The sequence below is a fragment of the Onishia taeanensis genome (assembly GCF_013349955.1).
GTDB lineage: Bacteria > Pseudomonadota > Gammaproteobacteria > Pseudomonadales > Halomonadaceae > Onishia > Onishia taeanensis_B.
In genome coordinates this window covers 415,134-439,138 of the sequence record NZ_JABVXC010000001.1, presented here as the reverse complement: position 1 = coordinate 439,138, position 24,005 = coordinate 415,134, and the positions used below count along the sequence as shown (strand labels likewise).

Annotated in this window: 20 protein-coding genes; 17 read left to right on the top strand and 3 right to left on the bottom strand. The window is 65.6% G+C overall.

Features of this window, described 5'->3' with window-relative positions:
• Window positions 1–78 precede the first annotated feature (78 nt).
• Both oadA and HUS66_RS01975 read left to right on the top strand, forming a co-directional pair.
• Complete coding sequence (gene oadA / locus HUS66_RS01980; RefSeq protein WP_175069286.1) at window positions 79–1,890, top strand: sodium-extruding oxaloacetate decarboxylase subunit alpha; 1,812 nt, start codon at window positions 79–81, stop codon at window positions 1,888–1,890.
• A gap of 12 nt (window positions 1,891–1,902) precedes the next feature.
• The gene (locus HUS66_RS01975) at window positions 1,903–3,225 is read left to right on the top strand and encodes a sodium ion-translocating decarboxylase subunit beta (RefSeq protein ID WP_175069285.1); all 1,323 of its coding nucleotides are present in this window, start codon (window positions 1,903–1,905) and stop codon (window positions 3,223–3,225) included.
• A 117-nt stretch (window positions 3,226–3,342) separates the two neighbouring features.
• On the opposite strand, the gene HUS66_RS01970 is transcribed toward HUS66_RS01975, so the two are convergent.
• Complete coding sequence (locus tag HUS66_RS01970; protein WP_175069284.1) at window positions 3,343–3,960, bottom strand: IMPACT family protein; 618 nt, start codon at window positions 3,958–3,960, stop codon at window positions 3,343–3,345.
• On the bottom strand, window positions 3,960–4,430 hold the full coding sequence (locus HUS66_RS01965) for a LexA family protein (protein ID WP_175069283.1): 471 nt from the start codon (window positions 4,428–4,430) through the stop codon (window positions 3,960–3,962). The genes HUS66_RS01970 and HUS66_RS01965 overlap by 1 nt, the downstream gene beginning before the upstream one ends.
• A gap of 236 nt (window positions 4,431–4,666) precedes the next feature.
• Between HUS66_RS01965 and ccmA the strand changes: the two genes are divergently transcribed.
• The 13 genes from ccmA (at window position 4,667) to HUS66_RS01900 (ending at window position 19,822) form a co-directional block, all read left to right on the top strand.
• Window positions 4,667–5,311 (top strand): cytochrome c biogenesis heme-transporting ATPase CcmA, encoded by a 645-nt coding sequence (gene ccmA / locus HUS66_RS01960; protein WP_175069282.1) that lies wholly within the window; start codon window positions 4,667–4,669, stop codon window positions 5,309–5,311.
• Window positions 5,298–6,029, top strand: coding sequence for a heme exporter protein CcmB (ccmB, locus tag HUS66_RS01955; protein ID WP_175069281.1), 732 nt, complete (start codon window positions 5,298–5,300; stop codon window positions 6,027–6,029). Before ccmA ends, ccmB begins: the two co-directional genes overlap by 14 nt.
• Before the next feature lie 13 nt (window positions 6,030–6,042).
• The gene (locus HUS66_RS01950) at window positions 6,043–6,783 is read left to right on the top strand and encodes a heme ABC transporter permease (RefSeq protein ID WP_175069280.1); all 741 of its coding nucleotides are present in this window, start codon (window positions 6,043–6,045) and stop codon (window positions 6,781–6,783) included.
• Complete coding sequence (ccmD, locus tag HUS66_RS01945) at window positions 6,783–6,983, top strand: heme exporter protein CcmD (RefSeq protein WP_175069279.1); 201 nt, start codon at window positions 6,783–6,785, stop codon at window positions 6,981–6,983. The genes HUS66_RS01950 and ccmD overlap by 1 nt, the downstream gene beginning before the upstream one ends.
• Complete coding sequence (ccmE, locus tag HUS66_RS01940; RefSeq protein WP_175069278.1) at window positions 6,973–7,473, top strand: cytochrome c maturation protein CcmE; 501 nt, start codon at window positions 6,973–6,975, stop codon at window positions 7,471–7,473. The genes ccmD and ccmE overlap by 11 nt, the downstream gene beginning before the upstream one ends.
• Window positions 7,474–7,485: 12 nt before the next feature.
• Entirely contained in the window at window positions 7,486–9,516 is a 2,031-nt protein-coding gene (locus HUS66_RS01935) for a heme lyase CcmF/NrfE family subunit (RefSeq protein WP_282847845.1), read from the top strand.
• The gene (locus tag HUS66_RS01930) at window positions 9,513–10,040 is read left to right on the top strand and encodes a DsbE family thiol:disulfide interchange protein (protein ID WP_175069277.1); all 528 of its coding nucleotides are present in this window, start codon (window positions 9,513–9,515) and stop codon (window positions 10,038–10,040) included. The genes HUS66_RS01935 and HUS66_RS01930 overlap by 4 nt, the downstream gene beginning before the upstream one ends.
• Before the next feature lie 89 nt (window positions 10,041–10,129).
• Complete coding sequence (locus tag HUS66_RS01925) at window positions 10,130–10,576, top strand: cytochrome c-type biogenesis protein (protein ID WP_175069442.1); 447 nt, start codon at window positions 10,130–10,132, stop codon at window positions 10,574–10,576.
• The gene (gene ccmI, locus HUS66_RS01920; RefSeq protein WP_175069276.1) at window positions 10,577–11,878 is read left to right on the top strand and encodes a c-type cytochrome biogenesis protein CcmI; all 1,302 of its coding nucleotides are present in this window, start codon (window positions 10,577–10,579) and stop codon (window positions 11,876–11,878) included.
• Between the two features lie 2 nt (window positions 11,879–11,880).
• On the top strand, window positions 11,881–15,405 hold the full coding sequence (smc, locus tag HUS66_RS01915) for a chromosome segregation protein SMC (RefSeq protein WP_175069275.1): 3,525 nt from the start codon (window positions 11,881–11,883) through the stop codon (window positions 15,403–15,405).
• 256 nt (window positions 15,406–15,661) lie between these two features.
• A complete protein-coding gene (zipA, locus tag HUS66_RS01910; protein ID WP_175069274.1) occupies window positions 15,662–17,353 on the top strand; it encodes a cell division protein ZipA in 1,692 nt (563 codons plus the stop codon).
• 118 nt (window positions 17,354–17,471) lie between these two features.
• Complete coding sequence (ligA, locus tag HUS66_RS01905; RefSeq protein WP_175069273.1) at window positions 17,472–19,562, top strand: NAD-dependent DNA ligase LigA; 2,091 nt, start codon at window positions 17,472–17,474, stop codon at window positions 19,560–19,562.
• Window positions 19,559–19,822 carry a YheU family protein gene (locus HUS66_RS01900; RefSeq protein WP_175069272.1) on the top strand — a complete coding sequence of 88 codons (264 nt, stop codon included), beginning with the start codon at window positions 19,559–19,561 and terminating at the stop codon, window positions 19,820–19,822. The genes ligA and HUS66_RS01900 overlap by 4 nt, the downstream gene beginning before the upstream one ends.
• 156 nt (window positions 19,823–19,978) lie before the next feature.
• Here the strand turns inward: HUS66_RS01900 and HUS66_RS01895 are convergent, their stop codons facing one another.
• Window positions 19,979–21,283 (bottom strand): 2-hydroxycarboxylate transporter family protein, encoded by a 1,305-nt coding sequence (locus tag HUS66_RS01895; protein ID WP_175069271.1) that lies wholly within the window; start codon window positions 21,281–21,283, stop codon window positions 19,979–19,981.
• 324 nt (window positions 21,284–21,607) lie between these two features.
• Between HUS66_RS01895 and dcuS the strand changes: the two genes are divergently transcribed.
• Together dcuS and HUS66_RS01885 are read left to right on the top strand one after the other, a co-directional pair.
• The gene (gene dcuS / locus HUS66_RS01890; RefSeq protein ID WP_175069270.1) at window positions 21,608–23,257 is read left to right on the top strand and encodes a DcuS/MalK family sensor histidine kinase; all 1,650 of its coding nucleotides are present in this window, start codon (window positions 21,608–21,610) and stop codon (window positions 23,255–23,257) included.
• Window positions 23,254–23,982, top strand: coding sequence for a response regulator (locus HUS66_RS01885; RefSeq protein ID WP_175069269.1), 729 nt, complete (start codon window positions 23,254–23,256; stop codon window positions 23,980–23,982). The genes dcuS and HUS66_RS01885 overlap by 4 nt, the downstream gene beginning before the upstream one ends.
• The last annotated feature ends 23 nt before the right edge of the window (window positions 23,983–24,005 follow it).

Genomic DNA, 24,005 nt, shown 5'->3' with positions numbered 1-24,005 from the left:
GTCACATCACGCCGCGCGCAGGCCTGAGCCTCTGCGCCTGCCAGACAGAATCATCGACAAAGACAAGGATAAACCGTTATGAGCGAAACTCGACGCCCGTTGGGCATCACCGATGTGGTGCTGCGCGATGCCCACCAGTCATTGTTCGCCACTCGCATGCGTCTGGACGACATGCTGCCAATCGCCGAGAAGCTCGACCGGGTCGGCTTCTGGTCGCTGGAGTCCTGGGGCGGTGCCACCTTCGATGCCTGCATCCGCTATCTGGGTGAAGATCCCTGGGCGCGCATTCGGGCTCTCAAGGAAGCGATGCCCAACACGCCCCAGCAGATGTTGCTGCGCGGCCAGAACCTGCTGGGCTACCGCCACTATGCCGACGACGTGGTCGACAAGTTCGTCGAGCGCGCCCGCACCAACGGTGTCGACGTCTTCCGTGTCTTCGATGCCATGAACGACCCGCGCAACCTCGAGCGAGCCATCAAGGCCGTGCGTGCCAATGAAGGCCATGCCCAGGGCACCATCGCCTATACCGTGAGCCCGGTGCACACGATCGATGGCTGGGTCGAGCTCGCCAAGCAGATTGCCGACATGGGCGCCGATTCTCTGGCGATCAAGGACATGGCCGGCCTGCTGGCGCCCTATACCGCCTTTGAGCTGGTGTCCAAGCTCAAGCAGGAACTGTCGATTCCCATCCATATGCAGTGCCATGCCACCACTGGCATGTCCACGGCGACTGCCCTGAAAGCCGTCGAGGCCGGCATCGACAATATCGATACCGCCATCTCCTCGATGTCGATGACCTACGGTCACAGCCCCACCGAGTCGGTGGTGGCGATGCTCAAGGACACCGACCGCGACACCGGCCTGGACCTCGAGCTGCTCGAGGATATCGCCGCCTATTTCCGCGAAGTGCGCAAGAAGTACGCCGCCTTCGAGGGCTCGCTGAAGGGTATCGACTCGCGGATCCTGGTCGCCCAGGTGCCCGGCGGCATGCTCACCAACATGGAAGGCCAGCTCAAGGAGCAGGGCGCCGGCGATAAACTCGATGACGTGCTCAGCGAGATTCCACGGGTCCGCGAAGACCTGGGCTTCATTCCGCTGGTGACCCCGACCTCGCAGATCGTCGGCACCCAGGCGGTGATGAATGTGATGATGGGTGAGCGCTACAAGTCGATCTCCAAGGAGGTCCAGGCGCTGCTCAAGGGCGAATATGGCGCAGCACCCTCTGACTATAACCAGGACCTGCAGTCGCGGGTGCTGGAAGGCAAGCAGCCGATCACCTGCCGGCCGGCCGACCGGCTTGAGCCGGAGGTCGAGCGCCTGACCCAGGAGCTCGAGGGCAAGGCCGGAGAAGAGAAAATTCGTCTGGAAGAGGGCGAGCGGCGCATCGATGACGTGCTGACCTATGCGCTCTTCCCGCAGATCGGGCTCAAGTTCCTCAAGAACCGCGATAATCCCGACGCCTTCGAGCCAGCGCCCAAGGCTCAGACTGAGGGTGTGCCGGCGGCCAGCGCTCCTGCCAAGTCAGGCGGTGAGGCACCGGCGGGTCCCGAGACCTACACCATTACCGTTAACGGCAAGCAGTATGTGGTCGAGGTCGCCGAAGGGGGCGAGATCGGCCAGGTCCAGTCCCAGGGGGACGCCGGTCAGTCGGCTGCCCCAGCGGCGCCGGCCGCCTCCAGCGGTGAGACCGTCAGCGCGCCGCTCGCCGGTAATATCTTCAAGGTCAACGTCAAGCCAGGCGATCAGGTCGCCGAGGGCGATGTGGTGATCATTCTCGAGGCCATGAAGATGGAGACCGAAATCCGCGCGGCAAGCGCCGGCACCGTCTCTGCGGTCAATGTCAAAGAAGGCGACAGCGTATCCGTAGGCGATGCGCTGGTCGTCCTGTAAGGGCGCCGATTCATGGATAAACTGTTGACTCTCTGGTACGGCTCGGGGCTCTACAACCTGAGCCTTGGGCAGGCGGCGATGATCGTCATCGGCCTGCTGCTGCTCTACCTGGCGATCCATAAGAAGTTCGAGCCGCTGCTGCTGGTGCCGATCGGTTTCGGCGGGATACTGGCCAACATCCCCGAAGCCGGGCTCGCTCTGTCCGCCGCCGAGCAGGCGGCGCACCTGGCGAGCCCCGAGGTGTTGGCACGCATGGCCGATGCGCTGGGGATGAACCTGGACCCTTCCGCCTCGATTGAGGCCACGCGCCATGCCATCGCCGAGGTGGTGCATGGCGATACCGCACCGAATCTGGTGCGGGCCGCCCAGGACGTGGCTCAGGATGTGGGCTTCGCCAATGGCATGCTCTACAACTTCTACAGCGTGGCCATTGCTTCCGGCATCGCGCCGCTGGTGATCTTCATGGGCGTGGGCGCCATGACTGACTTCGGTCCGCTGCTCGCCAACCCTCGCACCCTGTTTCTGGGGGCCGCGGCTCAGTTCGGCATCTTCGCCACCCTGATCGGCGCGGTGGGGATGACCTCGCTTGGTTGGATGGATTTCTCGCTCAAGCAGGCCGCCGCCATCGGCATCATCGGCGGGGCCGACGGTCCTACCTCGATTTATGTGTCGAGCCTGCTGGCGCCCGAGCTGCTGGGGGCGATCGCCGTGGCGTCGTATTCCTACATGGCGCTGGTGCCGCTGATTCAGCCTCCGATCATGCGGGCGCTGACCAGCGAAAAGGAGCGCCGGATCGTCATGACCCAGCTACGGCCGGTGTCCAAGCTCGAGAAGATCTGCTTCCCGCTGGTGTTGTTGATCCTGGTGGTGCTGTTCCTGCCGGATGCCGCGCCGCTGCTCGGCATGTTCTGCTTCGGTAACCTGATGCGCGAGTGTGGCGTGGTCGAGCGCCTCTCGGATACGGCCCAGAATGCGTTGATCAACATCGTGACCATCTTCCTCGGCCTGTCGGTGGGCTCCAAGCTGATCGCCGATCGCTTCCTGGCCGTCGAGACCCTGGGCATCCTGAGTCTCGGCATCGTCGCCTTCGCGATCGGCACCGCCTGCGGCGTGCTGATGGCCAAGCTGTTGAATACCTTCAGCAAGATGGAGATCAATCCGCTGATTGGCTCGGCCGGCGTGTCGGCAGTACCGATGGCGGCACGGGTGTCCAACAAGGTGGGACTCGAGTACAACCCCCACAACTTCCTGCTCATGCATGCCATGGGCCCGAACGTGGCCGGCGTCATCGGCTCGGCGGTCGCCGCCGGGGTAATGATCAAGTACCTGGGCTGAGCCCTGCGTTTTACGCTGCCGGCTAATAGAAACGGTGCCGTTGGAGGCTGTTTTCACACAGCCTCTACGGGCGCCGTTTTTTTGTGGCGTTCAGGCGCGCAGGCGCCGGGGTGAGCGTCAGTCGGTGAGGTGCTCGAGCCGTCCCTTGAGACGGCTATCAAGGGCGCTGAGATCCGCGTCCCGGTCAGAGGGCCAGCCCACGGTGAGCACGACGCCATCGGCGCCGTAATCGGCCTGTTCGACGGGAATGCCTTGCTCATAGAGCCAGGAGCGGGCCTCGGCCTCGCCGGCGAAGCCGAGCTTCATGCGCAGCGGGGTGCGCTGGGTGAAATCGCGGCGCGGCAGTGTCTCGAGCGCCTGAGCCACGGCCTTGGAGTAGGCGCGTGCCAGGCCGCCGGTGCCGAGCTTGGTGCCGCCGAAATAGCGAATGACCACGCAGCCCACCTGGCCGATGCCGGCGCCCTCGAGCACCTGGAACATGGGGCGCCCGGCGGTGCCGCCGGGCTCGCCGTCATCCGAGAAGCCGATGGCCTGTTGTTCGCCGGGTGGGCCGGCGATGAAGGCGCTGCAGTGGTGGCTGGCGTTGGGGTGGCGGGTCCGGGCCTCGGCCAGCAGGGCCTCGAAACTCGCTGTGTCCGGGGCATGGCAGGTCCAGGTCAGAAAGCGGCTCCTCTCGACCTCGAGTTCGGTTTCGCGCCAGTCGCCAAGGGGGAGGTCGGGAATCGGGTAGCGCATCAGGCCGCCTGTGCCGGCTGTCGCACCACGCCCATGACCAGGCCAAGCACCTGGATATCGTCGTTCTTGAGAAAGATCGGTGCCATGGTCTCGTTGGCCGGCTGCAGGCGCACGCCAGACTTTTCGATGTAGAGCTTCTTCAGGGTGACCTCTTGGTTATTGATCAGCACCACGGCGGTTTCGCCATTCTCGGCGCTTTCCTGGCGCTCGATGATGATCACGTCCCCGTCGAAGATATTGCAGTCGATCATTGAGTCGCCACAGACCTTGAGTGCATAGGTGTTGCGTCGCACCATCCGGGACGGAATGAGCACGCTGGCTTGGTCAGGGCAGGCCTCGATGGGTAGTCCGGCAGCGACCTTGCCGAGCAGCTCGACCTCGACCATGTCGCTGGCCGTAATTTCCTCCCAGGCATTGCCGAGCGGCAGGTTGGGTAGACGGTGCAGATAATGCGGTGCGGTGTGCGGCATGATCCTTCTCCCTAGGCGCGGCGTCGAAGTGAGCCCATGGCTCAGTAGCTGTTGTTATTTACAGTATTCTTGGCAGTGCTCCTGCATCATAGCAAGGGCAGCGAGGCTCGCAAGGGAATCACGTTAAAACCGCCTCATAACAGGCCAATGCGACCTGCCGCCGCAAGCCCCGTGCTGGCGAGAAATGGCCGCAGCGTGTACAGTGCCGAGCGGATTATCGACCCTGGGAGACCCTCGTGAGTGCTCGCCTGCAAGCGCGAAACCTGAGCTGTGAACGCGACGGACGCATGCTGTTTCGTGACCTTGATCTGGCGATCGGCCCCGGCGAGCTGGTGCGTGTCGAAGGGCCCAATGGCAGCGGCAAGACGACGCTCTTGAAGATTCTGTCGGGGCAGTTTGACGACTACCAGGGCGAGCTGCGTTGGGGCGACGCGCCTCTCTCCCGTGTTCGCGAGGCTTTTCTGGCCAACCTTGTCTACCTGGGGCATACCACCGGCATCAAGGTGGCGCTGACGGCGCTCGAGAACCTCGCCTGGTATCAGGCGCTGGCGGGTGAGACGGGCAGCGAGGCGGCGCGCCTCAATTCGCTTCATGCGGTCGGCCTTAGCGGTTTCGAAGACCTGCCGGTGGCTCAGCTCTCGGCGGGGCAACAGCGCCGGGTGGCGCTGGCGCGCCTGGAGCTTACGCCGCGGCCGCTGTGGGTACTCGACGAGCCCTTCACCGCCATCGACAAGCCGGGCGTCGCGGCCCTCGAGCAGCGCCTGCATGAGCATGTCGCCGTCGGCGGCAGCGTGCTCTTGACCACCCATCACGACCTGGCCTCCCAAGGGGGCGTAAAGCGCGTTCAGCTCGGTGAAGGGAGTGAGCATGCCATCCTCTGACAAGGGTGCGTCGAGTGCAGTCGAGATGGTGGAGCCCCGCGGCGGCCTCGGCGTCGCCATGGCCGCTATCTTCAAGCGTGACTTGATTCTCGCCGCGCGGCGGCGCAGTGATATCCTCAACCCGCTGGCGTTCTTTGCCCTGGTGATTACCCTGTTTCCGCTGGGCATCTCGCCGCAGCAGGCCTTGTTGGCCACCATCGCCCCGGGGCTGTTGTGGGTGGCGGCACTGCTGGCGACGCTGTTGTCGCTGGATGCGCTGTTTCGCGCCGACTTCGACGATGGCAGCCTCGAGCAGTTGCTGCTCGCGCCTCAGCCGCTGTCAGCGCTGGTGCTCGGCAAGGTTGCCGTGCACTGGCTGATGACCGGGCTGCCGCTGGCGCTGATGGCGCCGCTGCTGGGGCTGCTGCTGGCGCTGCCGGGCGAGAGCTACCTGGTGCTGTCGCTGTCACTGGCGCTGGGTAGCGTCAGCCTGAGCCTGATCGGCGCCATCGGTGCCGCCCTGACGGTCGGCCTGTCCCGGGGCGGCGTACTGCTCTCGCTGCTGGTTCTGCCGCTGAACATTCCGGTGCTGATCTTCGGCACCGGCGCCGTCCAGGCGGCGATCATCGGCAATCCAGTGGGCCCGCACCTGGCGATCCTCGGCGCGCTGTGCTGCGGGGCGCTGATGCTGGCGCCCTTTGCCATCGCTGCGTCGCTGCGCATCAGTATCAACGGATAAGGAATTTCGGGGTATGTGGGCGTTCATTCACAAGGTCGGGTCCCCCAAGTGGTTCTACACCATCAGCGCAAGGCTCTTGCCCTGGTGCTGGACCCTGGCGGTGACCCTGATCCTCGTCGGCAGTATATGGGGGCTCGCCTTTGCCCCGGCCGACTACCAGCAGGGTGACAGCTTTCGCATCATCTATGTGCATGTGCCGGCGGCCTTCCTCGCGCAGTCGATCTTCGTTTCCATGGCGGTGGCGGCGCTTATATTCATGGTCTGGAAGATCAAGGTCGCCGACATGGCCGCCGCGGTGATGGCGCCGCTGGGTGCGGTGATGACCTTCGTGGCGCTGTTCACCGGCTCGGTGTGGGGCATGCCCACCTGGGGCACCTGGTGGATCTGGGACGCCCGCCTGACCTCGATGCTGATTCTGCTGTTCCTGTATCTGGGCGTGATCGCCCTGCGCGGCGCCTTTACCAGCCGCGACAGCGGGGCCCGGGCCGCCTCGGTGCTGGCCATGGTCGGGGTCATCAATATTCCGGTGATCAAGTACTCCGTCGACTGGTGGTACACCCTGCATCAGCCGGCGTCCTTTTCGATTACCTCGCGTCCTTCGATGCCGGTCGAGATGTGGTGGCCGCTGCTGCTGATGGTCCTGGGCTTCTATGCTTTCTTTATCGCCATGACCCTGATGCGGACCCGCAGCGAGGTCCTGCGCCGCGAGGCCGGCAAGCACTGGGTGCGTGAACTCGCCGCGGGAGGCGCCTGATGGCTTTCGATTCCCTCGACGCCTTCTTCGCCATGGGCGGTCATGGCGCCTACGTGTGGTCAGCCTGGGCGGTCACGGCGCTTGCCATGGTCGGCAGCGTGGCGCATGCCCGGATCGAACGCCGCGGCCTGCTGCGTGATCTTGAACGCCGGGCGCGCCGCGAGGCCGCCACCCCGAGGAAAAATCCCGATGCATCCTAAGCGCAAGCAGAAGCTCTTCATCATTCTTGGCTTGATGACCCTGGCCGCGCTGGCGATCGGCCTGACCCTGTATGCCCTGCGCAGCAACATCAATCTGTTCTTCAGCCCGGTGCAGATCGCCGCCGGCGAGGCGCCGGTCAACCGCACCCTGCGTGCCGGCGGCATGGTCAAGGAGAACAGCGTGGCCCGAGACGCCGAGAGCCTGGATGTTACCTTCGTGATCACCGATTTCGTCGAGGATCTCGAGGTACGCTACAGCGGCATCCTGCCCGATCTGTTCCGCGAGGGTCAGGGCGTGGTGGTGGTTGGTAAGCTCGATGGCGAGGGTCACCTGATGGCAAGCGAGGTGCTGGCCAAGCACGATGAGAACTACATGCCCCGCGAGGTCGCCGACGCCCTGAAGGACGCCGGCTATTCCCCTGCCGACTATTCGTCCGCCGGTGGTGACAGCGCCCCCAAGGCCGGTAGCGCGAGCGACGCTGCCTACTGACCCGGAGTTGCCATGCTGATTGAGATGATTCCCGAACTCGGCCACTTCGCGCTGGTGCTGGCCCTGCTGATGGCCCTGGTCCAGGCGGTGGTGCCGCTGGCCGGCGCAGCGACCCGTCGGCCGCTGTGGATGGCCTTCGCCCAACCCATGGCGACGGGCCAACTGTTGTTCCTGCTGGTCGCCTACGTCTGCCTGACCGCCAGCTACCTGCTGGATGACTTCAGCGTCGCCAACGTCGCCAACAACTCCAACTCGATGCTGCCCTGGTACTACAAGGCCAGCGCCGTCTGGGGCAATCATGAGGGCTCGGTGCTGCTGTGGAGCCTGCTGCTCGGCGCCTGGGGGTTTGCCGTCAGTCTGTTCTCCCGGGAACTGCCGAGAGACATGCTGGCCCGGGTGCTGGGGGTGATGGGGCTAGTGAGCGCTGGCTTTTTGACCTTCGTGCTGATGACCTCCAACCCCTTCACGCGCATGCTGCCGGTGCCGCCACAGGACGGTGCCGACCTCAATCCGCTGCTGCAGGACGTTGGCCTGATCATCCATCCGCCGATGCTCTACATGGGCTATGTGGGGTTCTCGGTGGTGTTCGCCTTCGCCATTGCCGCCTTGCTCGGCGGTCGGCTGGATGCCGCCTGGACCCGCTGGGCGCGGCCCTGGACCAATATCGCCTGGGCCTTTCTGACGGTTGGCATCGCGCTGGGCAGTTGGTGGGCCTACTACGAACTGGGCTGGGGCGGCTGGTGGTTCTGGGACCCGGTCGAGAATGCCTCTCTGTTGCCCTGGTTGGCCGGCACCGCGCTGATCCACTCGCTAGCGGTGACCGAGAAGCGGGGCTCCTTCAAGAGCTGGACCGTGCTGCTGGCCATTACCACCTTTTCGCTGTCGCTGCTCGGCACCTTCCTGGTGCGCTCTGGGGTGCTGACCTCGGTGCACGCCTTCGCCAACGACCCGTCGCGAGGCATGTTCATTCTCGCCTTGCTGGGTATCACCGTGGGCGCCTCGCTCTTGGTATTCGCCCTGCGCGCTCCCCGAGTGAGCCATGCGGTGCGTTTCAGCTGGCTGTCACGGGATGCGTTGCTGCTGATCAACAACATTCTGCTGGTGATCATGACCGTCACCGTGCTGCTCGGCACCCTCTACCCGCTGGTGCTGGATGCCCTGGATCTTGGCAAGATCAGCGTCGGCCCGCCGTACTTCAATGCGCTCTTCGTGCCGCTGACCGTGATCCTCTGCGTGTTCATGGGCCTGGGCCCAGTATCGCGCTGGAAGGCCATGCCGGGCCGTGAGCTGGCCCGTCGCCTGGCGTTTTCTGGAATGACCGCGCTGGTGATCGGCCTCATTGCCCCGCTGATCTACGGCGGGGCGTGGAATCTCTGGGTGTCGCTCGGGTTGGTGGCGGCGCTGTGGGTGGTGCTGCCACTGGTGCGTGACCTGGTCGACAGGATGCGCCGGCAGGGCGCGCCGCTGGCCGCGCTCAAGCGTCTGTCGCCGGCCTATTGGGGCATGGTACTCGGCCATCTGGGGCTCGCCGTGACCATCGTCGGCGTCACCGTGGTCTCGAACTACAACGTCGAGCGCAATGTGCGCCTCGACGTGGGCGAAAGCGTCAGCGTGGCGGGCTATGACTTCACCATGACCGGGCTCGGTCAGCAGCGCGGCCCCAACTATCTGGCCGATACCGCCACCATCGCCGTCAGCCGCGGCGACGAGTCGCGGCTGTTCACCATGCACCCGGAGAAACGCGTCTATCTCGCCCGCGGCATGCCGATGACCCAGGTCGCCCTGCGCCCCGGCCTTTTGCGCGACCTGTACGTGGCGATGGGCGAAGAGCTGGACGACGGCTCCTGGGCGCTGCGCATTCAGTTCAAGCCCTTCGTGCGCTGGCTGTGGCTCGGAGCGCTGCTGATGGCCGCTGGTGGGCTGGTGGCGGTGGTCGACCGGCGCTATCGCAGGCGCGTCAAGGCGCGCAGCGCTCGGTCACGGGGCGAGGGCACCGCATCTGACGACTCGTCGCGGGCCGGCGCTGAGGGGGCTCGGGCATGAAGCGGCGTCTGTTGCTGGCCATTCCGCTGCTGCTGTTCATCGCCCTGGCGGCGCTGCTCTATCGCGGCCTGTCGCTGGATCCTTCGTCCCGAGATTCGGCGCTGTTGGCGCGGGACTTCCCCGCCTTCAGCCTGTCGAGCCTCGAGGACCCCGAGGCGAGCTTGGATGCCTCGCTGCTCGAGGGCGAGGTGACCCTGGTCAACGTCTGGGGCGAGTGGTGCCCGACCTGCAAGCAGGAAATGCCGCAGCTGCTCGATCTCGCGGCGCGTGGCGTGCGGCTGGTCGGCGTCGACTACAAGGACAGCCGCGAGAAGGGCCGCGCCTTTCTCGAGGAGTTCGGCAACCCCTTCGAGGTCAATCTCTTCGACCCTGAAGGCGAGCTTGGCTTCGAGCTTGGCGTCTACGGTGCCCCGGAGACCTTCCTGGTCGATGCCGATGGGGTGATCCGCTACCACCACACCGGCTATATCACCCCCGAGGACGTTACCGAGACCATCATGCCGGAGGTGAGGAAATGGCAATGACCGCCACAGCGTCTCCCTCTGCGACTTTGCTTGCCGCAAGGCGCTGTCTCGGCTTTACGCTGCTTGCCGCGCTATTGCTTTCACTGCTGATGGGGCTTTGCGCGGAGCCGGTCCGGGCGGCGGTCGAGGTGCGCGACTTCGACTCCCCGGTGACCGCCGAGCGTTACCGCTCGCTGACCGGTGCCCTGCGTTGCCCCAAGTGCCAGAACCAGGCGATCGGCGATTCCAACTCGCCGGTGGCCAAGGACATGCGCGAGCGGGTCGCGGCGCTGCTGCGCGAGGGCCGCAGCGACCGCGAGATTCAGGACTTCATGGTCGCTCGCTTCGGCGACTATGTGCTCTACAATCCGCGCCTGGAGGATCGCACCCTGCTGCTTTGGGGCCTGCCCGCGACCCTGGTGCTGCTGGGTGGAGTGCTGGTGGCGCTGATCGTGCGCCGCCGGCGCCGCGCATCGGCCCGCGAGCTCTCGGCCGACGAGCGCGCGCGCCTGGATGCCCTGCTCAATCGACCCCCTGATGCCTCAGGAGATCACTGAATGACCCTACTCTGGCTTGCCCTGGCCGTATTGCTGCTGCCGGCGCTGTGGCTGCTGGCCCTGCCGCTGCGCCGCGCCAGTGCTTTCGCCACGGCCCAGCGCGACTATGAGGAGAGCGATCGCAGCGCCGAGCAGAACCTGGCGATCTATCGCCGGCGCCGGGCCTCCCTGGAGGCTGCCCGGGAGCGCGGCGAGATCGATGATGCCCGCTTCGACGAGGATCTGCTGGAGCTCGAACGCAGCCTGCTCGAAGATACCGCTACGCAAGCCCGGCGCCCACTCAAGCCGGCCGGTGCCGGCCGGCTGATGGTGCCGATCACCATGCTGGCGGTGACCGTGGCGGCCTTCGCCTGGTACAGCCAGCAGGGTGCCACCGGCGATCTGGCGCTCTATGCCGTGCAGCAGGAGGTGCGTCAGGCGCCGAACGGCTCGCCGGCGATGATGATCAATCGCCTCGAAGAGGAAGCCAACCGCCAGCCCGACAATCCCAACGTCTGGGCCTCGCTTTTTCCGCTGTACCGGGATGGCGGTCGGCTCCCACGGGCCGAGGCCGCCCTGGAGCGGCTGATCACCCTGGAGGGCCGCCAGCCGTCGCTGCTTGCCCAGCTGGCGCAGATCCGCTTCTTCGACGCCAACCGCACCCTGACGCCTGAGGTGCAGGACCTGGTCGATGAGACGCTCGACAAGGACCCCCGCGAGCCGACCATCCTCGGCATGCTGGGCATCGAGGCCTTCGACCATGGCCGCTATGAAGCCGCCATCGACTACTGGCGGCGTGCCGTGGCCGGCTTGAACACCCCGGATGCCGCCGAGTCCCTGCGCCAGGGCATCGCTGTGGCGAAAGCGCGGCTGGGCCAGGCGGTGTCGGACCAGGACGCGCCGGACCAGGACGCACCGGACCAGCCGGCCGCCGAAGGTCCGGGTATCAGCGTGCGGGTGCGCTTGGATCCGCGCCTCGCCGAGCGGGTCGATGCCGGTGCCAGCGTCTTCGTGGTCGCTCGAGATATTGACGGCGAGAAGCCGCCACTGGCCATCGTGCGCACCACGGTGGGCGAACTGCCGCTGACGGTGCGTCTCGATGACGGTGCCGCCATGAGCCCCATGGCCAAACTTTCTCAGGTCCAGCAGGCGCGCTTGGTGGTGCGGGTCTCGCCTAGCGGTCAGGCCGTGCCCCAGCCCGGCGACCTGGTCGGCGAGCACCCGGCGGTGCCTGTGACCGCGTCAGGGGATGAAGAAGCGGGCGCTCCGGTCGAGGTGGCCATCGACCGGATCGTCACCACCAGCAGTGAGGCCGACGACTAACCATGCAGCTCAAGTCCATCAAACTGGTCGGCTTCAAGTCCTTCGTCGACCCGATCACCGTGCCCTTCGACGGCAACATGACCGCCATCGTTGGCCCCAACGGCTGCGGCAAGTCCAACGTCATCGATGCCGTGCGCTGGGTGATGGGGGAGTCCTCGGCCAAGACCCTGCGCGGCGAGTCGATGACCGACGTCATCTTCAACGGCTCCACCGGCCGCAAACCGGTCGGCCAGGCGTCCATCGAACTGCTGTTCGACAACCGCGACGGCAGCATGGGCGGCGTCTACGCCCAGTACGCCGAGATCGCCGTCAAGCGCGTGGTGACCCGCGACAGCCAGTCCACTTACTTCTTCAACGGCCAGAAATGCCGGCGGCGCGACATCGCCGACTTGTTCATGGGCACCGGCCTGGGGCCGCGCTCCTACGCCATCATCGGCCAGGGCATGATCTCGCGGCTGGTCGAGGCGCGCCCCGAAGAGCTGCGCTCGACCCTCGAAGAAGCCGCCGGCATCTCCAAGTACAAGGAGCGCCGTCGCGAGACCGAAAACCGCATGCGGCGCACCCAAGAGAACCTGGAACGCCTCGACGACATCCGCGAAGAGCTCGACAAGCAGCTGGAACGGCTCAAGCGACAGGCCGACGCCGCCAAGCGCTACCAGACCCTCAAGCAGGAGGAATACCGGCTGAAGGGCGAGTTGGCCTTGCTGCGCGGCCGCGCGCTGCGCGCCGAACAGAACGAACAGGAGAGCCGTGTCCGCGAGCTCGAGACCGGCGTCGAGCGCGAGGTGCTGGGGGCCCGCCAATGCGAGACCCGGCTCGAACAGGCCAGAAGCGAGCATGACCGCCTCGCCGAGGAACTCGAGGGCCATCAGGCCCGCTTCTATGAAACCACCACCGCTATCGCCCGCCTCGAGCAGAGCCTCGAGCATGCCCGAACCCGCGAGCAGCAGCTGGCACGGGATCTGGAAAGTGCCCGCGCCGAACTCGCCGACCTCGACCGGCTGAACGACAGCGACGGCGAGCGATTGGCCGCGCTGGACGAGCGCCTCGAGACGCTGGGGCCCGAGCAGGAGGAAGTGGCCGAGGAGTTGGCCCAGCTCGAAGAGGCCCTCGAGGAAGCCGAGGCAGCCAACACCGAACACAGCGAGCGCTGGGACGCCTTCAACGAGCGTCATCAGCAGGCGAGTCACGAAGCCGAACGTGCCCAGGATCGGGTCCGCAACCTGGAGCAGGGCGTCGAGACACTGGCCGCCGAGGTGCAGCGCCGCCATCAGCAGCGCGCAGAGCTCCCCGATGCCAGCGAGCTTCGCGAGCAGCGCGCCGAGTTTGCCGAGCGTCTGGCCGAAGCCGAGCTGGAGCGCGAAGCCCTGGAAGATCGCCGTCAGCAGGCACTGGAGCGCCGCCAGCAGACTCGCGACGAGCGCCGCGACGCCGAGGCGCGCCGGGAGGCCGAACGCCAGCGCCGCAACAGCCTGCAAGGCGAACTGGCCTCCCTCGATGCGCTGATCGAAGCAGCACTTGCCGATCATGACGAGGCCCTGGAAGCCCACCTGGCCGAGCATGGCCTGGGTGATGCGCCGCGCCTCGGTGAGCGGCTGTCGGTGGAGGCCGATTGGGAGGACGTCGTCGGCTGGATTCTCGCCCCCTGGCTCAACACCCGGCTGGTCGATCTGGGCCGCGCCCGCCAGGCGCTGGATGCCGGCCCGGAGACCGCCGCGCTTGGCGATCTGGCGCTGCTGGATGGCGACCTTGATACCTCGGATCTTGGTGGCAGCCTGGGCGACGAAAGCCTGGCCGGCAAGGTGCAGGGCGCGGGTGCCGCGGCGCTGCTGCTTGCCGGCATTCACTGTGCCGCCGACGAGCGAGAGGCCTGGTCGCGGGTCGCGAGCCTGTCGCCAGGGCAAAGCCTGGTGACTCCCACGGGCCTGTGGCTAGGCAAAGGCTTCGTGCGGCGGCGTGGCGAGGCGCAGGGCAGCAACAGCCTGCTGACCAGTCGTCGCCGCCGCGACGAGGTCGCCGCACAACTCGATGAGGTGGGCGCTGCCCTGGCCGAGCTGGACGAGCAGCTGGCAGCGCTAGAGGGTCGCGATCAGGACATCGAGGCGACCCTGGAGCAGTGCCGTCGCGACGAGACCGAACAGCAGGGGCGTCATCAGCAGTGGACCCTCGCCGAGGCCAATCTCGCCACGCGCCTCGAACACCTGGAAGCGCGTGCCCGGGAGATCGACGCAGAGCTCGAGCGTATCGAAGAGCAGCGCGAGGAGCGTGCCCTGGCGCTGGAGGAAGCCCGCGAACAGTGGCAGGCCGCGATGGCACGGCTGGAAGACGATAGCGCCGAGCGTGAGGGCCTCGAGCGTGCCCGCCGCGAAGCCCAGGAACGGCTTGCTTCGCTGCGCACCCGCCAGCGGCCGTTGGCCCAGCGTGCCCAGCAACTGGCGCTGGATCATCAGCGGCTGACCACCGAACGCGCCGGTCTCGGCCAGCAGCAGGGCCGCGCCGAGGAATCCCGGGCCCGCTTGGAGGAGAAGTGCGCTGAGCTAGAAGAGAATCGCGAGATGCTGCGCGAGCCTGACGAAGAGAATCGCGAGCGTCTCGAGGAACTCCTGCATCAGCGCGACCGTGACGAACGGGCCCTGACCGACTGTCGCGACAAGACCGCCGCGTTCACCGAACAGCTGCGTGAGGACGAGCAGGCCCGCCAGCAGCACGAGCGAAACCTGGAAGGCATCCGCGAGCGGCTGCAGGAAGCGCGCATGCAGGTTCAGGCCCTGGCATTGAAGGCCGATGCTCAGGATGAGCAGCTCGCTGAACTCAATCATGATGCCGATGCCCTGGCCGAGCACCTCGACCCCAACGCCACCGAATCCGCCTGGCGGGAGCGTCTCGATAGCCTGGGCGACAAGATCCGCCGGCTCGGCGCCATCAACCTCGCGGCCATCGAGGAATACGACCAGCAGGCCGAACGCCGCGACTACCTGGAGGCCCAGCATGCCGAGCTGACCGAGGCCCTGGAGACGCTGGACCGGGCAATCCGCAAGATTGATCAGGAGACCCGCACCCGTTTCAAGGCCACCTTCGATCAGGTCGACGCCGGTCTGCAGACGCTTTTCCCTAAAGTCTTCGGCGGCGGGACCGCGTGGTTGACCCTTACCGGTGATGATTTGCTGGAGACCGGGGTCGCCATCATGGCAAGGCCGCCGGGCAAGAAGAACAGCACCATTCATCTGCTGTCGGGGGGAGAAAAGGCGCTCACTGCTCTGTCGCTGGTGTTTGCCATCTTCCAGCTCAACCCCGCGCCGTTCTGCATGCTGGATGAGGTCGATGCACCCCTGGATGATGCCAATGTAGGACGCTATGCAAAGTTGGTGAAGGAGATGTCCGAGACCGTGCAGTTCATCTATATCACCCACAACAAGATCGCCATGGAAGCGGCCGAACGTTTGATGGGTGTGACTATGCAGGAACCCGGAGTTTCGCGCTTGGTATCGGTCGGTGTCGAGGAGGCAGCGGTGCTTGCCGAGGCTTGAAGACGGCGCAGGCTGGGCTGGGTCGGTGAAATGCGACGCTTGCACCCGATCGCGAAAGCGGGTACCAAGACGGGAGATATAAACGATGTCGGTGACGCACACGTAGGGTGATTACGCTGGCCATTCGACATGCTGTCAGGCAATGAATGTTGCTTGACAATCAAAAAAGACATGGCCCTTTTTTTGGTAATCGCGCTATGCTAATGGCAGTTAATCTATCCGGCATGGTGCCCCTAGCAGACAGGCAAGACAACTCATGGAACTTAGAGAGTGGCTGATCATTCTGGGGTTGGCGCTGGTGACCATCATCGTGATCGATGGTGTACGTCGTCTGCAGCGTCAGCGTCGCGTCCCTCGACTGGATCAGGTCGATGCCTCATCGGCCGATGCAGCATCGGGGGCAGACACCGACCCTGAGCAGGAAGCTCGGGATGCTGAAGTGCGCCGTGAGCTGCCAAACGGCGGGGCACGGGTCGTCAAGCCCGCCGCCTACGAGCCGCGCTCGAAGCCCAAGCTGCAGCGCCAGGAGCACCCGGGGCCGTCGCGGGTGCTGTCCAGTTGGCGCCAGGATCAGGAAAGTCAGAGTCAGGGTGGTCAGAGCGGTCAGAGCAAGGCTAGTCAGAGCAAGGGTGGCCAGAGTCAGGGGAGCCAGCACGACGGCGAACCCACGGTCACCCAGGCGTCTGGTCGTCAAGAGCCGCGCCATCAGGATACGAGACCGCCGCAAGACGACGCCCCTCAGGTGCCCCGTGGGGAAGCGAGTCAGAAGGCCAGCCAGCCGAAGGGCAAGCAGCCGGTAATAGACGAGCCAGGTGAGATTAATGATGGCGCCGAGGCACGGATGGATCTCGATGCCCGTGAGGAATTCGCCACGGAGCATCAGGACGACGTTCAGGACGATGTGCTGTCCGGTCTTGCCGCCGATCCCGCGGATCATGAAGGCTTCCATGATGAGGAGCGCTATCAGCTCGTCGATTTCGACGGCATGTCCGATTCGCTGCGCGATCGCTCGGCGAGGGTAGGTAATTCGATGCAGCGCTTCGGCTCCTCGATCCAGCAGAAAATGGCCAGCCGCAAGGAAAAGCGCAAGAAGGACAAGCTTGAGCGCGAGCGTCAGAAGGCCGAGCGTCAGGCCCGCGAAACCAGCCGTCGACAGCAGCAACAGGCCGAACGTGAAATTGAGGCCCGCCGCGCGGCCGAAGCCGCCGCGCAGCGCGACGGCGACGATCCGCTGTTTTCATCGCGGCTGTCTGCCCAGAAAAGCGCCCAGGCAAGCGCGTCGGCAAGTGATAGCGGACGCCTGGATGACACTCGCCGTGCTGAGAGAGGCGAGCAAGGTGGGGCAGAGGAGAGAGGTGATGAGCGCTACGCCGCCTTTGACGCCCCTCAATATGCTGACGAGGCGCCCGAGCTAACCGACGTCGGCGAGCCTCCGCATCCTACGATCCAGCGTGCGCTGCGCAATGGCGTCAAGGTCGAGCACGCCCGCGAGACCCTCGGCAATGCCGAGGAGATCATCGTCATCAGCGTGATGTCTCGAAACGAGGAGGGCTTCTCGGGTACAGCCCTGCTGGACCTGATGCTGGCTTGCGGCCTGCGCTATTGTCGCGATATGCAGATATTCCATCGCTTCGAGACCCAGGACCCGCATAGCGAGTTGCAGTTCTCGATGGTCAACGTCATCAAGCCCGGGACCTTCCCGCTTGACGACGGCGTCGACTTCACCACGCCGGGCATCAGCCTGCTGATGCCGTTGCCCGGGGCGCAGGATAGCTCCGCGGCCTTCGAAGCCATGGTCGAGACAGCCATGGTCGTGGTGCGTCATCTTGGCGGCGAGCTGAAGGACGAGAACCAGAGCGTGATGACCGCCCAGACCGTGGGCTTTGCCCGCGAGCGGGTGCAGGAGTTCGAGCGTCGCCACCGGCTGCATCGTACCCAGGCCAACTGAACCGGTACCCTCTGCCGGTACGACCCTCCATATGGGCTCCTTCGGGAGCCCATATGTCGTTTGGGCCCCGCCGCCGCTACAATGCCCCTTTGCTTACCCTAGGTGATGCCGCCCCTTCATGAGCCAGCCTGATACCCAGATCCGCGACGAGGTGGCCCAGCTGCGTGCCGCCCTCGATGACGCCAACTACCGTTACTATGTGCTCGATGAGCCGCAACTGACCGACGCGGACTACGACCTCAAATTGCGCCGCCTGCAGGAGATCGAGGCCGAGTACCCGGCGTTGGTGACCCCGGACTCGCCGACCCAGCGCGTCGGCGCCGCTCCGGCCGATGGCTTTCCCGAGGTGACGCATGACGTCCCCATGCTGTCGCTCAACAACGCCTTCGACGAGGAGGAGCTGGCCGATTTCGTGCGCCGGGTCGCCGACCGCCTGGAGGTCACTCCCGAGTCGCTGTCTTTCTGCTGCGAGCCCAAGCTCGATGGCGCCGCCGTGTCGCTGGTCTTTGAGCATGGCGAACTGACTCGTGGTGTGACGCGGGGCGACGGCCGCACCGGCGAGGGCATCACCTCCAATCTCAAGACACTGAAATCGATCCCGCTCAGGCTGCGTGGCAATGAGTGGCCGGAGCGCCTGGAAGTGCGTGGCGAGGTCACCATGCGTCACGCCGACTTCGAGGCCATGAATGACAAGGCCCGGGAGGAGGGCTCCAAGGTGTTTGCCAACCCCCGCAACGCCGCCGCCGGCAGCCTGCGACAGCTCGACCCGCGCATCACCGACAAAAGGCCCCTGGAATTCAGCGCCTATCAACTCGTCCAGGGAACGGTCAGTTTGGCCGATATCGATACGCCCACCCATAGCGAGCAGATGGCCCTGCTGCGCGACTGGGGCTTCCGCGTGAGCCCTGAGCTTGAAGTCGTCCGGGGGGCGGAGGGCATCATCGACTACTGCCGGCGCCTCGGCGAGAAGCGTGACGGCCTTGGCTATGATATCGACGGCGCGGTGATCAAGGTCGATGCCCTGCGAGCGCAGCGCGAGCTTGGCTTCGTCGCCCGGGCGCCGCGCTGGGCGATTGCCTTCAAGTTCCCGGCCCAGGAGCAGGTCACCACCCTCGAGGACGTCGAGTTTCAGGTCGGGCGTACCGGCGCCATCACCCCGGTGGCGCGGCTGGCGCCGGTCTCGGTGGCCGGCGTGACCGTCTCCAATGCCACCCTGCATAACCAGGACGAGATCGCCCGCCTCGGCGTCAAGATTGGCGATCAGGTCAGCATTCGCCGCGCCGGTGACGTCATTCCCCAGGTAGTGAGGGTGATCGAGGAAGAGCGGCCCGCAGATGCCCGCGAGATCGTCTTTCCCGAGTGCTGCCCGGTCTGTGACTCGCAGATCGAACGGCTGGAAGGCGAGGCTGTGGCGCGTTGCTCCGGCGGGCTTTACTGCCCGGCCCAGCGCAAGGAGGCGCTCAAGCATTTCGCCAGTCGCCGTGCCCTGGATATCGAAGGACTCGGCGAGAAGTTGATCGATGCGCTGGTCGAGCGCGACTGGGTGAAGACCCCGGCGGATCTCTTTACCCTGACCGCCGAGGCGCTGGCCGGCCTGCCGCGGATGGGCGAGAAGTCGGCGGCCAACCTGGTCGCGGCGCTGGAGAAGGCCAAGCAGACCACTCTTGCGCGTTTCATCTATGCGCTGGGCATTCGCGAGGTCGGCGAGGCCACTGCCAACAACCTGGCCCGCCACTTCGGCACCCTTGACGCCCTGATGGCCGCCGAGCAGGCGGACCTAGAAGCCGTGGATGACGTGGGGCCGATCGTTGCCGCTCATCTGCATACCTTCTTTCTCCAGCCCCACAACAGGGAAACCATCGAGGCGCTGATCGCGCAGGGCCTCACCTGGCAGGAGGAAGCGGTGGTCGAGCGGCCGCAACCGCTGGCGGGTGAGACCTGGGTGCTGACCGGTACCCTCGAGAACCTGACCCGCGACGAGGGCAAGGCGCGTTTGCAGGCGTTGGGCGCCAAGGTCGCCGGCAGCGTGTCGAAGAAGACGGCCTGCCTGGTGGCCGGCGAGGCCGCCGGCAGCAAGCTCACCAAGGCGACGGATCTCGGCGTGCCGGTGATCGACGAAGACGAGTTCCTGACCCGCCTGGCCGCCTGGGAGCGCGGCGAATCCATGGACGCTGAAAGCGACGCTGACCATCAAGAGGAGACTCAATGAGCCGTTTCGTGGAAGTCCCCTATCGCATGTTGCCCGGCGAGACCCTCGACGCCCTGCTCGAGGCCTTCGTGACCCGCCAGGGCTATGACACCACCGATACCGGCGAGGGCATGCGCGGCTGGGCCGCCGAGCTCAAGGGCCAGCTCGAACGCGGCGAGCTGCTGATCGCTCATGACTTGCAGACCGAACTCACCGAGGTGATGACGCTGGCCCAGTGGCGTGCCTTCGGGCGGGATATTGCCGACGATGAAGAGGATTGAGCGCAGCGGTTGATCGAAAGGATTGGTCTAGAGGGCTGCGCCAGGACTGGCCCAAGCATATTGAGGCCCCGCAAACGACAACGGCCCCGCTTGGCGGGGCCGTTGTCGTTGCAAGGGCATTACAAGGGTGCCGTTGCCAGTGCTTGGTTTTGTCGATCAGCCCGCCAGCAGTGGCACTAGGGCGCTGGAGATCAGCAGAATCAGCGCGCCGCCCAGCCGTGACGAGATCTGCGCGAAGGGCATCAGCGACATGCGCCGCGCCGCGGACAGCACCGCCACGTCACCGGTGCCGCCCATGTTGGCCATGCAAAGCCCGGCGGTGATCGCCGACTCGACGGGATAGAAGCCGACCAGCTTGCCGACGATGCCCGCGCCGAAGGCGGCACCGGCTACCACGGCCAGCACGATCAGCACATAGGTCAGGGAAATCGCGTCGATCACCTGGCCGAGGTCGGTGTAGGCGATACCGATGCCGAACAGCAGCGCAAAGGTCCAGTTCTTGGCCACGAACTGGAACCACTGAGAGGCCGCCTCGTTGATGCGCTCCGGCACCAGGTTGAGCACCTTGCACAGCGCCACCAGCACGATCATCAGCGCATAGGGATGCAGCGGGATGAAATCGCCGAGAATCTCGCCGGCGGTGAAGAAGGTCAGCGCCACGACCAGGCCGATGCCCAGCGTGGACGGATCGAAGACGCTCTTGCGATCCTCGATCTCGACCCCCGGCATCATCTGGCCGTTGCCGGTCAGGTGGGGGAAGCGATTGGCCAGGCCGTTGAGCAGCCCGGCGATGATGATGGCGAAGACGTTGCCCAGCGCCAGCGCCGGCACCAGGATCGAAATGTAGTAGCTGGCCGGCTGGCCGAGCAGCTGCTCGTAGATCTGGCTCATGGGCACCGCGCCGGCGCCCATGCCGCCGCCCATGATCGGCAGGGTGATGACCACCAGGGCATCCTGAGGCGAGAAGCCGAGTAGGGCGCCGACGGCCATCGCGAACAGGCCGGCAAACAGCACCGCACAGATCAGCGGCAGGGCGAAGCGCGAGCCGACCTTGACCAGCACCTTGGAATCCATGCCCAGGATGCTGCCGGTGATCAGTGCCGCGATGTAGAAATTCAGGAAGCCGCCGCTCTTCATGAAGCCGGTGACGTTGTCGACCACATCGCTTGGCAGAAAGCCCAGGTAGACCAGAGTGGCCGCACCGAAAATCGACAGGATGGCGCCGCCGCCCAGGTAGGTCTTGATGATCGGCAGCCGGTCGCCGATGAAGCCCGTCAGCTCCCCGCACACCATCAGCACCAGAAAGGCGCCGATCATGCCCGCCGGCAGGGTGTCGGTGGCCAGGGCGACGACCATTACACCGGCAATCAGGGCGAAGACCCCCATCGGCAGGCCGAAGATGCGCGGCAGCGCGGAGCGACTGCCCGGCACGGCGGTCGCGGATTCGGTGGCGTGACTCATGTTTATCCTCCAGGCCGCCAGGTAGCATACGAGGGCGGCATCATGGTGCCTGAGCGGGGTCAGGCAGCGTCGTCAATGGGATGTCCCTTGCGAGGCAGTTGCCAATCGTTGCCAAGGGGTAGGCCGAGGATAAGTCGCCCTGGCGTGGCGCCAAGCTTTGCAAAATTAACAAAGCGTTTTGAAACTAATGAAACTCGAGGTAGGCCTGTTGATTCAGCAAGCGCAGACAGGAAATGCCACCAAGGTCGCAATTTCGCCCTGTCGTGTCTGGCAAGCGAGGGGCCGGGGCCGTGCGATGCCGACGAACGCTGCCCGGAGGTCGCCATGAGTAGACCTCGCCTTAGCCTGAGTGCGCTGATTTCGCTGTTGGTGGCGGTGATGATCGTGCTGTCGCTGGGCCTGGCGCTATGGCTGTTCGTCGGTCAGCAGCGAAGCGCCCTGGAGCAGGCGCAGGCCACCCGCGTTACCGACCTGGCTCAGGTAGTGGCGGGCAGGAGCGACGTGGGTTCGGCCCTCGCCTTACAGCGCGATAACGCCACCCTGACGCCAGGCCCGCTGCAGGCCTCCATCGAGCGGCTGCGCCGGGAACTGGACGTCGATTTCATCGTGGTGATGACCGAGACCTCTCAGCGCCTGACCCACCCCGACCCATCGCGTGTCGGGCGTTTCTTTCAGGGCGGTGATGAAGGGCCGGCCCTCGAGGGCGAGCGCTACGCATCACGCTCCGAGGGAACCTTGGGCACCAGTATCCGCGGCTTTGCACCGGTGCTTGGCGACGACGGCGCGGTGATCGGAGCGGTCGCGGTCGGGGTGACCATGGCCTCGCTGCTGCCGACTCTCGAAGCCCATCGCCATCAGATCGTGCTGGGCGTGCTGGCGCTGATGCTGGCCGCCGCCCTGGGAGCGGGGCTGCTGGCGCGCTATATCAAGCGCGTATTGCTGGGGCTCGAGCCCTACCAGATCGCTCAGTTGGTCGAAGAGCGCCAGGCGATGCTGAGCTCGGTGCACGAGGGGATTCTGGCCGTCGATGCCGGCGGACGCATCACGCTGGTCAATCATGCCGCCCGACGCCTGCTGCAGCGGGCGGGACTCCCAGCGCCGAGACTGGGCATACCGCTTGCCGACTACCTGCCCGAGACCGGCATGCTGGAGGTGCTGAGCGAAGACAGGCCGTCTCTCGATCAGCAGGTGGCCATCAATGATCAGGTATTGCTGGCCAACCGAGTGCCCATCCACCATCGTGGCCAGGTGATCGGTGCCGTGGCGACCCTGCGCGACAAGACCGATGTGCATCGGCTGGCCGAGGAACTGACCGGCGTGCGCCGTTACGCCGAGGCGCTGCGCGCCACCACCCATGACTTCAAGAACCGGCTGCACGTCATCACCGGCCTGGCGGCACTCGGCGATCTGGCGGCCCTCAAGCGTTATCTGCGCGAGCTAAGCGATGGCCAACGGGTGGTATCCGACGGTCTCAACGAGGCGATTCGTGACCCGGTGCTAGCAGGCTTTTTGCTCGGCAAGCGCAGCGAGGCCCGCGAGCGCGATATCACCCTGACGCTTTCGGCCGAGCAGCCGCTGCCGGTGGCTGCCGATCCGGAGGTTGGCCATACGCTGGTGACGGTGATCGGCAACCTGTTGGAAAATGCCTTCGAGGCCTTGGCGAGCTGCGAGGAGCGCCGGGTGAGCCTGACGCTGGATTATCAGCACGGCTGGCTGACCCTCGAGATTCAGGACACCGGGCCCGGCATTCCGCCAGCGCTTCAGGCGCGGGTCTTCGAGCGGGGGCTTTCCACCAAGGGGCAGCGTCGCGGGCTTGGGCTTGGCCTGGCCCGGGAGCGGGTCGAGGCCCATCAAGGCGTGCTGTCGCTCTACAGCAGCGAAGGGCAGGGCACGCTGATCGAAGTCGCGCTACCCTACGCGGCGGCAACCGATGACCTCTCATCCCGAGACCTTCCTCGACAGGAGGCACCATGAGCGATCCCATCCGTGTGCTGATCGTCGAGGACGATCCCATGGTGATGCGCCTGAACCTCGAGTACCTCAACCGCCTGGACCACGTCACCCTGGCGGCCCAGTGCCGCGATGTGCCGTCGGCGCTGGACGTGCTGGAGCAGGGCGGTATCGACCTGGTGCTGCTGGACGTCTACCTGCGGGAGCGCAGCGGACTGGACATCGTGCGCCAGCTGCAGCGCCAGGGGCGCGATATCGACGTGATCCTGATCACCGCCGCGTCAGAGGTCGAGACGGTGCGCCTGGCGCGTAAGCTGGGCGTCAGGGATTTTCTGGTCAAGCCCTTCGAGTTCGAGCGCTTCCGGGATGCGGTCAGCGCCTGCGTGGCCGCCCGGGATTCCCTGCGCCACCTGCCCGCCGAGGCCTCCCAGCGCGACCTGGACCGTCTGTTCGGTCGCTCGGGTGCAGGCCCGGTTCGCCACCCCGATGACCTGCCCAAGGGGCTGACCGCGCCGACCCTTGCCCAGGTGGCCCGGGCGGTCACCGAGCAGGGCGATGCTCACTTCGCCACCGAAGCGCTAGCGCCGGCCACCGGCATGTCGCGGGTCTCGCTGCGCAAGTACTTAAAGCACCTGGCCGAAACCGGCATCCTTGAAGAATCGTTCCACTATGGTCAGGTAGGCCGCCCCTCGTTCAGCTATCGTTGCCTAGATCATCAGGCGCTCAAGGCTCTGGCAGTATCCGGCTGAGTCCTCGCCGATGCCCGTGACAA